The sequence below is a fragment of the Actinosynnema sp. CS-041913 genome (assembly GCF_050942485.1).
Lineage (GTDB): Bacteria > Actinomycetota > Actinomycetes > Mycobacteriales > Pseudonocardiaceae > Actinosynnema.
This window is the reverse complement of the sequence record NZ_CP192037.1, coordinates 7,342,167-7,356,337: the sequence shown is the minus strand read 5'-3', so window position 1 is coordinate 7,356,337 and position 14,171 is coordinate 7,342,167. Positions and strand designations below refer to the sequence as shown.

The window sequence follows — 14,171 nt, the reverse complement described above, 5'->3', positions numbered from 1 at the left end:
GCGATGCTGGACAATGGCCCGGTGAGCACAGAGTCCAACACCGGGCCGAACAGCGAGTCGGGCGTCGAGCCGGACGTCCCGACCGACGCCGGAGCCGGGCAGCCGCTGCCGAAGCGCCGGGTGGCGCTGCTGGCGGTGATCGCGCCGGTGGTGTTGGCGCTGGACCTGGTGACCAAGATCGTCGCCGTGGCGACGCTGGAGGGCGAGGAGCCGGTCGAGCTGTTCGGCGGCCTCGTGTACCTGTCGTTCCTGCGCAACTCGGGCGCGGCGTTCGGCCTGGCGTCGGGCTGGACGGTGATCCTCGCGCTGGTCGCGTGCGGCGTGGTCGGGTTCATCCTGTGGATCGCCCGCAAGCTCCGGTCGGTCGGCTGGGCCATCGGCCTGGGCCTGGTGCTGGGCGGCGCGCTGGGCAACCTGGTGGACCGGCTGTTCCGCGGTCCCGGACCGCTGCGCGGGCACGTCGTGGACTTCATCTCGGTCGTCGAGCCCTACGGCGCGTTCTTCCCGGCGTTCAACATCGCCGACTCCGCGATCTGCGTCGGCGGCGGGGTGATCGTGCTGATGGCGATCCTCCAGCGCGACTACGACGGCACGCGGGTGGACAAGAAGTCCGCGGGGAAGGGCGCATGAGCGGCTACCGGACGCTGCCCGTGCCCGACGGCCTGGACGGGATGCGGGTGGACGCCGGGCTCGCGAAGCTGCTCGGCCTGTCCCGGACGGTGGTGGCGTCGCTCACCGAGTCCGGCGCGGTCGTGCTGGACGGGCAGCCCGCGGGCAAGTCCGACCGGCTGGTGGCCGGGTCGCGGCTGGAGGTGACGCTGCCCGAGCCGGAACGGCCCGTGCAGGTGCAGGCGATCGCCGTGGAGGGCCTGGAGGTCCTGCACGAGGACGACGACATCATCGTGGTGGACAAGCCGGTCGGCGTGGCCGTGCACCCCAGTCCCGGCTGGACCGGCCCGACCGTCGTCGGCGGCCTCGCGGCGGCGGGTGTGCGGATCGCCACCTCGGGCGCGGCCGAGCGGCAGGGCGTCGTGCACCGGCTGGACGTCGGCACCACGGGCGTGATGGTCGTCGCCAAGAGCGAGCACGCGTACTCGGCGCTGAAGCACGCGTTCAAGGAACGGACCGTCGACAAGCTGTACCACGCGCTGGTGCAGGGGCACCCGGACCCGATCAAGGGCACCATCGACGCGCCGATCGACCGGCATCCCAAGCACGACTACAAGTTCGCCGTGATGGCCAACGGCAAGCCGAGCATCACCCACTACGAGGTGGTGGAGGCGTTCCGGGCGGCGTCGCTGCTGGACGTGCACCTGGAAACCGGTCGCACGCACCAGATCCGGGTGCACTTCTCGGCGTTGCGGCACCCGTGCGTCGGTGACCTGACCTACGGCGCGGACCCGGTGCTGGCCAAGCGGCTGGGCGTCACGCGGCAGTGGCTGCACGCCCGCACCCTGGGCTTCCACCACCCGGCGGACGGGCAGTGGGTGGAGTTCACCAGCGAGTACCCGGACGACCTGGCGGCGGCGCTGGAGTTGCTCCGAGCCGAGGGCTGACCACATCGCCTCCCCACGCAGGTCGCGTTCGCGTAACGTTCGGATCAACAGGCCCGCTCGTATGGGAGGTACGCGTGGTGTCAACGCACATCGATGATCCGGATCGCACGCCACCGCAAGGCATCCCGCGGGTCGACCCGTCAGCGGGCCGCCGCGCCGCGCCGATGGCGCCGGGCACGGTGGACGCCTGGGCCGCGGCCGAGGCCCAGCACCGGGCCCAGCGGGCGCGCCCCGTGGAGGACGAGCCGGTCTATCGCAACCGTTTCACGCCCGCCGCGACCGATCCGGACGGGTGGAGCGTCGCTCCCGCCGTGATCGGCGGCGAACTGCCGGAAACACCGCCGCCCGCGCCCCAAGCGCGGCCTGCGTCCCACGAGCAGCCCGCGCCCCGACCGGACGCCGCGCCACCGGCCGCCAAGCGCTCGTTCCTGGGAAAGCTGTTCAACCGCGACAAGTGACGATGCAGGGGGACTGGTGAAAGCGATCCGCTACGAGACTTACGGCGCACCTGAAGTGCTGCGGTTACAGGACGTCGACCTACCGGAGGTAGGTCCGCGCGACGTGCTGGTCCGGGTCCGGGCGGCCGGCGTCAACCCGCTCGACTCGCACTTCGTGCGCGGCACACCGTTCGTGACCCGGGCCGCGTCCGGCCTGGCCCGTCCGGGCGGGGGCCTGGGCGCCGATCTGGCGGGGCAGGTCGAGCAGGTGGGCGCCGAGGTCACCCGGTTCGCGGTGGGCGACGAGGTGTTCGGCGGTCGGGGTACGTCGGCGGAGTTGCGCAGCGCCGCGTTCGCCGAGTACGCCTGCTTCCGCGAGGACGCCGTGCTGCTGGCCAAGCCGGAGAACCTGACGTTCGAGCAGGCGGCGGCGGTGCCGGTCGCGGCGCTGTCCGCGTTGCAGGCGCTGAGGGACGTGGGCAGGCTGCAAGCGGGACAGCGAGTGCTGGTCAACGGCGCGGCGGGCGGCGTGGGATCGTTCGCGGTGCAGTTCGCGAAGGCGTTCGACGCGCACGTGACCGGAGTCTGCCGCGGCGACAACGTGGATCTGGTCCGCGCGCTGGGCGCGGACCGCGTGGTCGACTACACGGCCGAGGACTTCACGAAGTCGGAGAGCCGGCCGTACGACCTGATCCTGGACATGGCCGGCAACCGCGCCCTGGCGGAGATCCGGCGGGCGCTCACCCCGAGGGGGACGCTCGTCGGGATCGGCCAGAAGACCTTCGAGGACCACCTGGTGAGCCCCTTGCTGCGCCCGGTGGGAATGCTGCTGCTGACCACCCTGGCGACCCAACGCCTGATGCCGTTCCTGGCCCGCAACCGCCGCGAGGACCTGGCGACCGTGGGCGAACTCCTGACGTCGGGCAAAGCACGCCCGGTGATCGACCGGACGTACCCCTTGGACCAGGTCGCCGACGCGATCACCTACGTCGAGCAGGGCCACACCCGCGGCAAGGTGGTGGTGACCGTCTAGGCGCGCCGCGAGCCACCGGCCGCCACGGTCTCAGTCGTCGACCGTCCAGACGAGGGTGTTGAGATCGGTCTCCGGCCGGGAACTCCACCGGACCGACGTGACCGCGGTGTTCTCGGGAAGCACGTAGACGGTGTGCCCGCCGGCCGTCTCCCCGGGCTGCACGCCGATCTTGTGCGGCGGCCGGGACGACAGCGACACGGGCGCCTTGCCGATCGTCTCACCGGTGTTGGTCATCAGCACCAGGTACATGTCGGGCAGCGCGTTGAACGCCACCGTGCCGATGTTGGCCAACTCGGTGTGCACGACGACCGCCCGCTCGCCGTCGGCCAGCTTGTACCCGGCGGCGGTGAACAGGAAGTCCGCCGGGTCGACCACCTCGACGAGCTGGATGGTGAACCGGGCGCCTTCCAGGCCCTCGGTCTCCAACGTGCTGCCGATCTTGCCGGTGCGCGACTTGGGCGAAGGGGCCTGGTCACCGCGCGCCCACCCGGACGACTGCGGCGGCCCCCACGTGCTCATCGGCTCGGGCGCGGGCATCGGGCCGGACTGCACCGGCACCGGGCCGGAGTGGGGCTGCGCGGGGAACGGGCCGCTGGGCGGGCCCTGCCGGTACGCGCCGGACGGCGTGCCGCGCACCGTGCCGGGAGCGGGCTGGTACGGGCCGCTGGGCGTGCCGCGCGCACCCTGGGGCCCGGTGTAGTTGCCCCAGGCCACGCTGTTGGCCAACGCCTTGCGGATGCCGTTCGGATCGCACTCGACGCCCACCAGCAGCGGCAACCCGCTGCCGGACAAGGTGATCAGCCGGGTGGCGGCTTCGCGCGGATCCATGCCCAGTCTCGCGGCCAGCTCGTGCACGGCGGCACGGCCCATCTCCGCGAGCATGGCCAGGAGACGGGCGTCGACGGGATCCGGCGCTACCACCCCTTGAACGCTACCCGCCTGTGGCGATCTTCGCTGCGCCGCCCCGCCGTGGAGGTCCGCGAAAGCCCCGTGTCCCGCTTCACCCGTCCGGCCGGGAAGTTATAGGGTCGGGAGTCTCGTGCCCGCGCCTTCCCACCGGGCAGTTACGATCTCCGAGGAGGCATGGTGGCGGACTCGTTTGTGCACCTCCACGTGCACACCGAGTACTCGATGCTGGACGGCGCGGCGAAGCTGAAGGACATGTTCGCCGAGTGCGAGCGCCTCGGCATGACCGCCGCCGCGATCACCGACCACGGCAACATGTACGGCGCCTACGACTTCTACCGGCAGGCGACGGCGGCCGGCATCAAGCCGGTGGTGGGCATCGAGGCGTACCTGGCGCCCGAGTCCCGGTTCAACAAGAAGCGCGTGCTGTGGGGCGATCCCGGCCAGAAGTCCGACGACGTGTCGGCCAGTGGCGCGTACACCCACCAGACGATCTGGGCCCGCACCAACGAGGGCCTGCACAACCTGATGAAGGTCGCCAGCCGCGCCTCCACGGAGGGCCAGCTCGGCAAGTGGGCGCGGATGGACGCCGAGCTGATCGCCGAGCACTCGGCGGGGCTGATGGCGACCACCGGCTGCCCGTCCGGCGAGGTGCAGACCCGGTTGCGGCTGGGGCACGAGAAGGAGGCGCTGGAGGCCGCCGCGAAGTGGCGGGACATCTACGGCGCGGACAACTTCTTCGTGGAGCTGATGGACCACGGCATCGAGATCGAGAGCCGGGTCCGCGGCGGGCTGATGGACATCGCCCGCAAGCTGAGCATCCCGTTCGTGGTGACGAACGACTCGCACTACACCTACGCCGAGGATCGCGAGGCGCACGACGCGCTGCTGTGCGTGCAGACCGGCAAGACGCTCCAGGACCCGAGCCGGTTCAAGTTCGACGGCACGGGCTACTACCTGAAGTCGCCGGAGGAGATGCGGGCGATCGACTCGTCCGACGCGTGGCAGGAGGGGTGCCGCAACACGCTGCTGGTGGCGGAGAAGGTCGACACCACCGGCATGTTCGCGTTCCAGAACCTGATGCCGCGCTACCCGGTGCCGGAGGGCAAGACCGAGGCGGACTACTTCCGCGACGAGGTGTGGGAGGGCATGCGCCGCCGCTTCCCGCAGGGCGTGGACGAGGTGCACCGCAAGCAGGTCGAGTTCGAGATCGACGTCATCCTGCAGATGGGCTTCCCGTCGTACTTCCTGGTGGTGGCCGACTTCATCAACTGGGCCAAGGAGTCCGGCATCCGGGTCGGTCCCGGCCGCGGCTCGGCGGCGGGCGCGCTGATCGCGTACGCGATGGGCATCACCGACCTGGACCCGCTGGCGCACGGCCTGATCTTCGAGCGGTTCCTGAACCCGGACCGGGTCAGCCCGCCCGACATCGACATCGACTTCGACGAGCGCCGGCGCGGTGACGTGATCCGGTACGTGACGGAGAAGTGGGGCTCGGACAAGGTCGCCCAGGTGATCACGTTCGGCACCATCAAGGCGAAGGCGGCGATCAAGGACTCCGCCCGGGTGCTGTACGGGCAGCCCGGCTACGCGGTGGCGGACCGGATCTCCAAGGCGATGCCGCCGGCCGTGATGGGCAAGGACATCCCGCTGGCCGGCGTGTTCGACGCGTCGCACAAGCGGTACTCGGAGGCCGCCGAGGTCCGCGCCCTGTACGACACGGACCCGCAGGTCAAGGAGATCATCGACACCGGGCGGGGCCTGGAGGGCCTGATCCGCAACGCGGGCGTGCACGCCTGCGCGGTGATCATGTCCGCCGAGCCGCTGACGGACCACATCCCGGTGTGGCGGCGGCCACAGGACGGGTCGATCATCACGCAGTTCGACTACCCGACCTGCGAGACGCTCGGCCTGCTGAAGATGGACTTCCTGGGCCTGAGCAACCTGACCACGATCGACGACGCCCTGAAGAACATCGAGCTGAACGGCAAGGGCGCGATCGACATCGCGACGGTCCCGTTGGAGGACAAGAAGACCTACGAGCTGCTGGGGCGGGGCGACACGCTGGGCGTGTTCCAGCTCGACGGCGGCGCGCTGCGGGACCTGCTGCGGCTGATGCGGCCGGACAACTTCGAGGACGTCTCGGCCGTCATCGCCCTGTACCGGCCGGGTCCGATGGGCGCGAACTCGCACACGAACTACGCGCTGCGCAAGAACAAGCAGCAGGAGATCGTGCCGATCCACAAGGAGCTGGAAGAGCCCTTGGCGGAGATCCTGGACACGACCTACGGCCTGATCGTGTACCAGGAGCAGGTCATGGCGATCGCGCGGAAGGTCGCGGGCTACTCGCTGGCCCAAGCGGACCTGCTGCGCCGCGCGATGGGCAAGAAGAAGAAGGAGATCCTCGACAAGGAGTTCGAGGGCTTCGAGAAGGGCATGCTGGACAACGGCTACTCGCCGGAGGCCATCAAGACCCTGTGGGACATCCTGGTCCCGTTCGCCGACTATGCGTTCAACAAGGCGCACTCCGCCGCGTACGGCCTGATCGCGTACTGGACCGCGTACCTGAAGGCGAACTACCCCGGCGAGTACATGGCCGCGCTGCTCACCACGAACTCCGACAACAAGGACAAGTCGGCCATCTACCTGGCCGAGTGCCGCCGGATGGGCATCACCGTGCTGCCGCCGGACGTCAACGAGTCGGAGCGGGAGTTCGTCGCGGTCGGCGACGACATCCGGTTCGGGCTGGGCGCGATCCGCAACGTCGGCGCGAACGTGGTCGAGGCGATCATCAAGGCGCGCAAGGAGAAGGGGAAGTTCGCCGACTTCTCCGACTTCCTGCGCAAGGTCGACGCGACGGTGTGCAACAAGAAGGTCGTGGAATCGCTCATCAAGTCCGGGGCGTTCGACTCGCTCGGCCACCCGCGCAAGGGCCTGCACATGGTGCACGTCGAGGCGGTCGACGCGATCATGCTGACCAAGAAGGAAGAGGCGCGCGGCCAGTTCGACCTGTTCGGCGACGGTGGCGGCGACGACGGCGCGAGCGTCTTCGACGTGAAGATCCCGGACGAGTTCTGGGAGCCCAAGCACCAGTTGACGCTGGAGCGGGAGATGCTGGGGCTCTACGTGTCCGGGCACCCGCTCAACGGCGTGGAGCAGGTGCTGGAGTCCTATTCGGACACTTCGATCGCCCGCATCCTGGAAGGCGACGTGCCGGACGGGACGCAGGTGACGCTGGGCGGCATCCTGGCGTCGGTGACGCGGCGGGTGAACAAGAACGGCGAGCCGTGGGCGTCGGCGCAGCTTGAGGACCTGGCCGGTGGCATCGAGGTGCTGTTCTTCCCGAAGAGCTACGTGATCCACGGGATGTCGGTGGCCGAGGACGCGATCGTGCTGGTGAAGGCGCGGGTGGCGAAGCGCGAGGACCGGATCTCGCTGATCGCCAACGACCTCGTGGTGCCGGACCTGTCGGAGCTGGGCGCGCAGGCGCTGAAGCTGAAGGTGTCGGCGTCGCGCTGCGACCCGAAGCTGGTGACGTCGCTGAAGGAAGTGCTGCGGGCGCACCCCGGGACGACCGAGGTGCACCTCAACCTGGTGATCAACTCCAGCCGGAACACGCTGCTGAAGCTGGACGACGCGCTGCGGGTGAGCCCGACGCCGTCGTTGATGGGCGACCTGAAGGCGTTGCTGGGTCCGGGCTGCCTGGGCTGACGGCGCTCACCGGAGCCCGTCCTCGTGGGGCTGGGTCGACCGCGTTCACCGGAGACCGTTCTCGTAGGCGTGGATGACGAGGTGGACGCGGGTGCGCAGGCCGAGCTTGGCCAGCACCCGCGCCACGTGCGTCTTGACCGTGCCCTCGCCGACGGTGAGGGCGTCGGCGATCTCGGCGTTGCTCAGGCCCCGGGCGACCAGGAGCAGCACTTCGCGTTCCCGCGGGGTGAGCCGGTCGTCGGTCTGGACGGGGCGCGGGGCGAGTTCGGCGAACCTCCGGATCGTCCGGCGGGTGACCTGGGGGTCGATGAGCCCCTGGCCTTTCGCCGCCGCGCGCACGGCGTCGACCAGCAGGGTGGGGTCGCTGTCCTTGAGCACGAAGCCCGCCGCGCCGGCCTGGAGCGCGCCGAACAGGTACTCGTCCAGGTCGAACGTGGTCAGGGCGACCACGGCGGGCGGCGGGTTGACCGAGTCGGCGAGCCGGCGGATCGCGGCGATCCCGTCCAGGCGGGGCATCCGGAGGTCCAGCACCACCACGTCCACGCCCCGCCACCGCGCCTTGTCGACGGCTTCCGCGCCGTCGCCCGCCTCGTCCACCACCTCGATGTCCGGTTCGGCGTCCAGGATCAGGCGCAGCGCCCACCGGACCGGGGCCTGGTCGTCGGCGATCAGGGTGCGGATCACGGCCGGCCCAGGGGGAGGCGGGCTTCGACGCGCCAGCCGTGCGGGTCGGCGGGTGTGATCCGGAGCGTGCCGCCGAGCAGTCGGACGCGTTCTCCCATGCCGCGCAGGCCCTCGCCTTCGGTGTCGGTGCGCGTGGTGTTCCCGTTGTCCGCCACCGTGATGGCGAGGGCGTGGCGGTCCTGGTGGATCGTCACGTCGATCCTGGTCGCGTCGGAGTGCTTGAGGGCGTTGGTCAGGGCTTCCTGCACGAGCCGGTAGCCGGCGTGGTCGACCGCCGGCGGCAGCGGGTCGGCCGGCCCGGTCCGGGTGAGGCTGACCGGGGTGGTGGCCCGGTCCGCCAGGGCACGCAGGTCGGCGAGGCTCGTGCCGTTGTCCCGCACCACTGCCAGCACGTCGCGGATCTCGGCGAGGGCCGCGGCGGACGAGTCGGCGATCGAGGCCAGCGCCTGGTCCGCGGCCGGGGGGAGGGCGGTGCCGACGTGGCGGACGGCGGTGGCCTGGAGGCGGATCGCGGTGAGGTGGTGGCCCACGGCGTCGTGCACTTCGCGGCCGATGCGGGCGTGTTCCTCGGCCACCACCCGGCGGGTTTCCTCGCGGTAGAGGGATTCCGCCTGCTCGGCCCGTCCGCGGTGGAGCCGCAGCGCGTGGCCGACGGCCACCGGGGCGACGCCCAGCAGGACCAGGTCGGTGACCGTCGCCGCGCCGTCGGGCTTGATCGCCAGCAGCTTGCCGACCACCTGCCAGGACACGGAGAGCGCGAGCACCGGCAGGGGGTGGCGGTGGTAGGCGGCCGAGGCGAACGCGGCCGTCGCGACGAGGCTGCCGGGCCAGGCCGGGAGGGTGGCGGTGCCGGCGATCGCCACCGCCGCCGACGCGACCGCCGCGGTGAGGGGAAGGGTGCGGCGCACGGCCAGCGGCGCCGCGACGGCGATCGAGGCGGCGGTCCGGGCCGCCACGTCCGTCGGGTGCTCCAACAGGCCCAGTGCCAGCACCACGGCCGCCGCCAGGAGCGCTGACAACGCGTCCCGGCGGCGGTCCATGGCACGTTTGTACACGCGGCTCAGCAGCGTGCGCCCGCCCACGGCAGCCCACCCGTCCACAGGTAGTGGTTCACGTGGTCCCGCACGCACCTGTTCCCGCGCAGGTAGAGACCGTGGTTGCCGTCCACGGCGAGGTATCGCGCGCCGGGGAGCTGCGCCGCGACGCGTCGGCCGTGTTCGGCGGGCGTCAGCGGGTCGTTGTCCCCGTTGGCGATCAGCACGGGCGGCAGGCCGTGCGCGTGGATCGGCCGCGGCGGGTGCAGACCTGTTCTGGGCAGGCCCGAGCAGTGCCCGGAGACGTTCCACGCCTGCGTCGCCCAGCCCAGTCGCGGCGCGACGGTCTGCCGGAGTCCGGTCTCGACCCGTTTGAGGCTGTCGTAGTCGTCCGGGAAGACGAAGTCGGAGCACAGCGCGGTCCGCGCGAGACTCGTGTCGGGCAGCCACCCTCGGCGGACCATCGCGGTCGCGTCGCCCTGGTCGGCCTGCGCGAGCCCGGTCGCGAGGGCCGGCCAACCGCGGTCGTTGCCGATCCGGCCGGCCGCCCACGCCAGGATCGCGGTCGCGTCCACGCCGTCCGTGCCGGGAGCGGGGATCGGCGCGCGGGCGAGCACCCGGTCCCACACCGCCACCAGGTCCTGGCCGTGCAGGGCGCAGGCGGGGTCCTCGGCGCACCACGCGGCGAGCCGGTGCAGGTTGCGTTCGGCGGTGATGGCGGCCGGCCGGGTCCAGTCCGCGAGGTCCCGCCGCGTGTGGTCCAGCACGCTGTCCAGGTACATCCGGCCCACGTTGCGACCGAACAGGTCGGCGTAGGCCTGCCCGTACACCGTGCCGTAGGAGTTGCCGAAGTAGTTCAGCCTCCGCTCACCCAACGCGACCCGGACGGCCTCCATGTCGTGGGCGACCTGCCGGGCGTTCACCCGCAACGACCCCGTGGCGGGTGCGCAGTCCGCGGCGAACCGCGCGTTGGCCGCGGTATAGGAGGCGTGGCCGGCCTCGGTCAGCGGCGGTGTCACGGCGACGGGGTTCGGGCCGGGGCAGGTGACGCCGCCGCTCTCGCCGATGCCGCGCGGGTCGAACACCACGACGTCGAACCGTTCCGCCAACTCCGCGAACTGGTCCCGGTACGTCGGGAGGGCGAAGTTCCGGATCGACGGGCCGGGCCCGCCGGGGTTCAGCAGGAGCGTGCCGAGCCGGTCGCCGCGGGCGGGGATCTTCAGCAGCCCCACGGCGATCCGGTCCCCGCGCGGCCGGGACCAGTCGGCGGGGACCTCGACCCCGGCGCACCACAGGCCGTCGTGGCACGCCCGCCACCCGACGCGGTCGCGGTCCGCCGCCGAAGCCCACCCCGAGCCGGCGGCGAGCAGCCCGAGCACCCCCAGGGCGCAGGCCATGCGTGTGATCTTCATGGACCGATCCGACCAAGCGGAAACCGCCCACACGTCTGCCTTCCGGTAGATATCGGACAGGATCGTTAGGCTGATCGAGTGACGTTCGGCGGAACGGGCACCATCCGGCATTCCCCGAACGTTGAGTTAACAGGGTTAACTCAAACAGGAGGGGCCACCATGGGGGAGAACACCATCACCCAGGAAGAACTGGGCGACGAGTACTTCCAAGACCCGCACACGTTCCACGCCGCACTGCGCGAACAGTCCGCCGCCCACCAGGTCGTCCTGCCGCGCGGCCTCAAAGCCTGGCTGGTCACCCGCTACGAAGAAGCCCGGCTCGTGCTCGCCGACGCGCGGTTCAGCAAGGACTACAGCCAGTTCGAGCCGCTGTTCGACCGGCACTTCGTCGGCGAAGGCGAACGCGCCCGCTTCGAGCAGTCACTCGCCCAGCACATGCTCAACAGCGACCCGCCCAGCCACACCCGACTGCGCAAACTCGTCACCAAGGCCTTCACCGCGCGCCGGGTCGAACGGCTCCGCCCGCGCATCCAGGAGATCACCGACGAACTGCTCGACGCGGTCGCCGGGCAACCCGAGGTCGACCTCGTGGAAGCACTCGCGTTCCCGCTGCCCATCACGGTCATCTGCGAAATACTCGACGTGCCGATGGACCAGCGCGACGACTTCCGGCGCTGGTCCAACATCCTCCTCGCGGGCAACGAACCCGCCATTATCCAAGAGGCAGGCGGCGCGATGGCGGCGTTCCTGTCCCGCATGGTGGACGACAAGCGCGCCAACCCCGGCGACGACATCTTCTCCGCCCTCGTCCACGCCACCGAGGACGACGACCGGCTCGACCACACCGAACTGATCTCGATGGCCTTCCTGCTCCTGGTCGCCGGCCACGAGACCACCGTCAACCTGATCGCCACCGGCGTGCTCAACCTGCTGCGCCACCCCGAACAGCTCGAAAAGCTCCGCGCCGACCGATCCCTGCTGCCCGGCGCGGTGGAGGAATTCCTCCGCTACGAAGGACCGGTCAACCAGGCCACGTTCCGCTTCACCACCGAAGCGGTGACAGTCGGCGACGTGACCATCCCCGAAGGCGAGATCGTGCTCGCGTCGCTCATCTCCGCGAACCGCGACGACAACCGGTTCCCGGACGGGGAGACGTTCGACATCACCCGGCCCGCCGGCGGCCACCTCGCCTTCGGACACGGCATCCACTACTGCCTCGGCGCGCCACTCGCCCGCATCGAAGGCGAGATCGCCGTCGGCACCCTGCTCGACCGGTACGACATCGGCCTGGCCGACGAACCCGAGACGCTGCGGTGGCGGTCCAGCACACTCATTCGCGGCCTCTACACACTGCCGGTTAGCCTCTCGGCTCGTGGACCGCGATGAGCTGCTGAAGCTGGATCAGGCACACGTCTGGCACCCGTACGGCCCGATGCCGGGCACCCACCAGCCGCTCGTCGTCACGGCGGCGGAGGGTGTCCGGCTCCGGCTGGACGACGGCCGCGAACTCATCGACGGCATGTCCTCCTGGTGGGCCGCCATCCACGGCTACCGGCACCCCGTGCTCGACGCCGCCGTGCGCGACCAACTCGGCCGGATGAGCCACGTGATGTTCGGCGGCCTCACCCACGAACCCGCCGTGGCCCTCGCCGCACGACTGGTCGAGATCACGCCCCCGCCGCTGGAACACGTCTTCCTGTGCGACTCGGGATCGGTGTCGGTCGAAGTCGCGGTGAAGATGGCCCTCCAGTACTGGCGCTCGCAGGGACGACCGGAGAAACAGCGGCTGCTCACCTGGCGCGGCGGGTACCACGGGGACACGTTCCAGCCCATGTCCGTGTGCGACCCGGAAGGCGGCATGCACTCGCTGTGGCGCGGCGTGCTGCCAGACCAGGTGTTCGCCTCCGCGCCACCACGCTCGCTGGAGACCTCGTACGTGGAAGAGCTGGCACGGCTCATCGAACAGCACGCCGGCGAACTGGCCGCCGTCATCGTGGAACCCGTCGTCCAAGGCGCGGGCGGCATGCGGTTCCACGACCCGCGCTACCTGCACGTGCTCCGCGAACTGACGCTGGCGCACGACGTGCTCCTGATCTTCGACGAGATCGCCACCGGCTTCGGCCGGACCGGCGAGCTGTTCGCCGCCGACCACGCCTCCGTCAGCCCGGACATCATGTGCGTCGGCAAAGCGCTGACCGGCGGATACCTGTCCATGGCGGCAACCCTGTGCACCGGCCGCGTCGCGGACGGCATCTCCCGCGGCGAAGTGCCGGTGCTGGCCCACGGACCGACGTTCATGGGCAACCCGCTCGCCTCGGCCGTGTCGCTGGCGTCGATCGACCTCCTGCTGTCCCAGGACTGGCGGTCGTCCGTGCAGCGCGTGTCGGACGGGCTCAAAGCCGGACTGGCCGACGCGCCCGGCGACGTGCGGGTGCTGGGCGCCATCGGCGTCGTGCAGCTCGACCACCAGGTCGACATGGCAGCGGCGACCGCGGCGGCCGTCGAACACGGCGTGTGGCTACGGCCGTTCCGCGACCTGATCTACACCATGCCGCCGTTCATCAGCACCGACGACGAGGTGGCCGCGATCGGATCGGCCGTCGTGGCGGCGGCCAGGGCGTCACACGAGCAGCGTCGTTGAGGGACGTGCGAGGCGGTCGCTTCCCGGCACGGCGTCGCTCCTCGGGGCAGTGTCGCTCCTCGGGACGGTGCCGCTTCTCGGGGCAGTGTCGCTTCTCGGGAAGGTGTCGCTTCTCGGGACGGTGTCACGACCGCAGCAAGGTCGACCCCCACACCAGCAGCAGCGCCGAATACGCGATCAACACCCACCCCACCGGCTGCCCGGTCGGCTCGCCCTTGCGCTTCACCAGCTTGACGACCAGCGCCCACAGCACAACGACGACCAGGAACGCCAGGGGCACCGCCGCCACCCCGTACGCACCGGCGTACACACCCGCCCAGAAGTCGGTCGGCAGCCGGATGCCGTTCGCATAACCGGTGGGAATGCACAACACGGCGACCGCCGACCACACCCACGCGACGATCTTCAGCCGCTTCGCGTTCTCCGGCTTCGCGGTCTCGTGGTTGATCGCCACGATGCCCAGCGCACCGAACGCGCCGCCCGCGAACAGCCAGCCGACGACCGTGGACAGCACCGGGATGTGGCCCACCGCCTCGCCGAGCACTGGGAACAGCTTGCCCCACAGGAAGAAGTGCCCGCCCACGCCGAGTGCCGTAGCGGCCAGGACGATCCCGGTCTGCTGCCACCCGGGACGCTTGGTGAACCAGTTCTTGGGCTTGGCCCGCGGCCTGCCAACACCTCGGTTCCTCCCGGCGCGGTTCCTCCCGCCCCGGTTCCCGGCGGTCCGATTCTTGCCGGCCTGGTTCTTCCTGCCCAA

General features: G+C 70.8%; 12 protein-coding genes. 7 read left to right on the top strand and 5 right to left on the bottom strand.

All coding sequences use genetic code 11. The features are described from left to right. The first annotated feature begins 3 nt into the window (after positions 1–3). The 4 genes from lspA to ACQPZF_RS32925 all read left to right on the top strand — a co-directional run bounded on the left by lspA (position 4) and on the right by ACQPZF_RS32925 (position 3,026). The gene (gene lspA / locus ACQPZF_RS32940) at positions 4–630 is read left to right on the top strand and encodes a signal peptidase II (RefSeq protein WP_433263697.1); all 627 of its coding nucleotides are present in this window, start codon (positions 4–6) and stop codon (positions 628–630) included. Continuing rightward, positions 627–1,556 (top strand): RluA family pseudouridine synthase, encoded by a 930-nt coding sequence (locus ACQPZF_RS32935; protein ID WP_433263695.1) that lies wholly within the window; start codon positions 627–629, stop codon positions 1,554–1,556. Before lspA ends, ACQPZF_RS32935 begins: the two co-directional genes overlap by 4 nt. Before the next feature lie 77 nt (positions 1,557–1,633). Beyond that, positions 1,634–2,014: a hypothetical protein gene (locus ACQPZF_RS32930; protein WP_433263694.1), complete on the top strand. Its 381-nt coding sequence runs from the start codon at positions 1,634–1,636 to the stop codon at positions 2,012–2,014. 16 nt (positions 2,015–2,030) lie between these two features. Continuing rightward, positions 2,031–3,026, top strand: a complete 996-nt coding sequence (locus ACQPZF_RS32925) for an NAD(P)-dependent alcohol dehydrogenase (protein WP_433263692.1) — start codon at positions 2,031–2,033, stop codon at positions 3,024–3,026. Between the two features lie 30 nt (positions 3,027–3,056). On the opposite strand, the gene ACQPZF_RS32920 is transcribed toward ACQPZF_RS32925, so the two are convergent. Beyond that, complete coding sequence (locus ACQPZF_RS32920) at positions 3,057–3,947, bottom strand: AsnC family protein (protein ID WP_433263690.1); 891 nt, start codon at positions 3,945–3,947, stop codon at positions 3,057–3,059. A 162-nt stretch (positions 3,948–4,109) separates the two neighbouring features. Between ACQPZF_RS32920 and dnaE the strand changes: the two genes are divergently transcribed. Beyond that, positions 4,110–7,643 carry a DNA polymerase III subunit alpha gene (dnaE, locus tag ACQPZF_RS32915; RefSeq protein ID WP_433263688.1) on the top strand — a complete coding sequence of 1,178 codons (3,534 nt, stop codon included), beginning with the start codon at positions 4,110–4,112 and terminating at the stop codon, positions 7,641–7,643. Between the two features lie 45 nt (positions 7,644–7,688). Here the strand turns inward: dnaE and ACQPZF_RS32910 are convergent, their stop codons facing one another. The 3 genes from ACQPZF_RS32910 to ACQPZF_RS32900 are packed head-to-tail and all read right to left on the bottom strand — an operon-like array spanning position 7,689 to position 10,773. Beyond that, positions 7,689–8,327 carry a response regulator transcription factor gene (locus ACQPZF_RS32910; protein ID WP_433263686.1) on the bottom strand — a complete coding sequence of 213 codons (639 nt, stop codon included), beginning with the start codon at positions 8,325–8,327 and terminating at the stop codon, positions 7,689–7,691. Then, entirely contained in the window at positions 8,324–9,367 is a 1,044-nt protein-coding gene (locus tag ACQPZF_RS32905; RefSeq protein ID WP_433263685.1) for a sensor histidine kinase, read from the bottom strand. Before ACQPZF_RS32905 ends, ACQPZF_RS32910 begins: the two co-directional genes overlap by 4 nt. A gap of 20 nt (positions 9,368–9,387) precedes the next feature. Beyond that, on the bottom strand, positions 9,388–10,773 hold the full coding sequence (locus ACQPZF_RS32900; RefSeq protein ID WP_433263683.1) for an alpha/beta fold hydrolase: 1,386 nt from the start codon (positions 10,771–10,773) through the stop codon (positions 9,388–9,390). Positions 10,774–10,932: 159 nt separating this feature from the next. Here ACQPZF_RS32900 and ACQPZF_RS32895 point away from each other — a divergent pair, with 159 nt between their 5' ends. Then, on the top strand, positions 10,933–12,159 hold the full coding sequence (locus ACQPZF_RS32895; RefSeq protein WP_433263681.1) for a cytochrome P450 family protein: 1,227 nt from the start codon (positions 10,933–10,935) through the stop codon (positions 12,157–12,159). Then, positions 12,146–13,414: an adenosylmethionine--8-amino-7-oxononanoate transaminase gene (locus tag ACQPZF_RS32890; protein ID WP_433263679.1), complete on the top strand. Its 1,269-nt coding sequence runs from the start codon at positions 12,146–12,148 to the stop codon at positions 13,412–13,414. The genes ACQPZF_RS32895 and ACQPZF_RS32890 overlap by 14 nt, the downstream gene beginning before the upstream one ends. Positions 13,415–13,538: 124 nt before the next feature. Here ACQPZF_RS32890 and ACQPZF_RS32885 read toward each other — a convergent pair whose 3' ends face one another. Beyond that, positions 13,539–14,171 (bottom strand): hypothetical protein, encoded by a 633-nt coding sequence (locus tag ACQPZF_RS32885; protein ID WP_433263677.1) that lies wholly within the window; start codon positions 14,169–14,171, stop codon positions 13,539–13,541.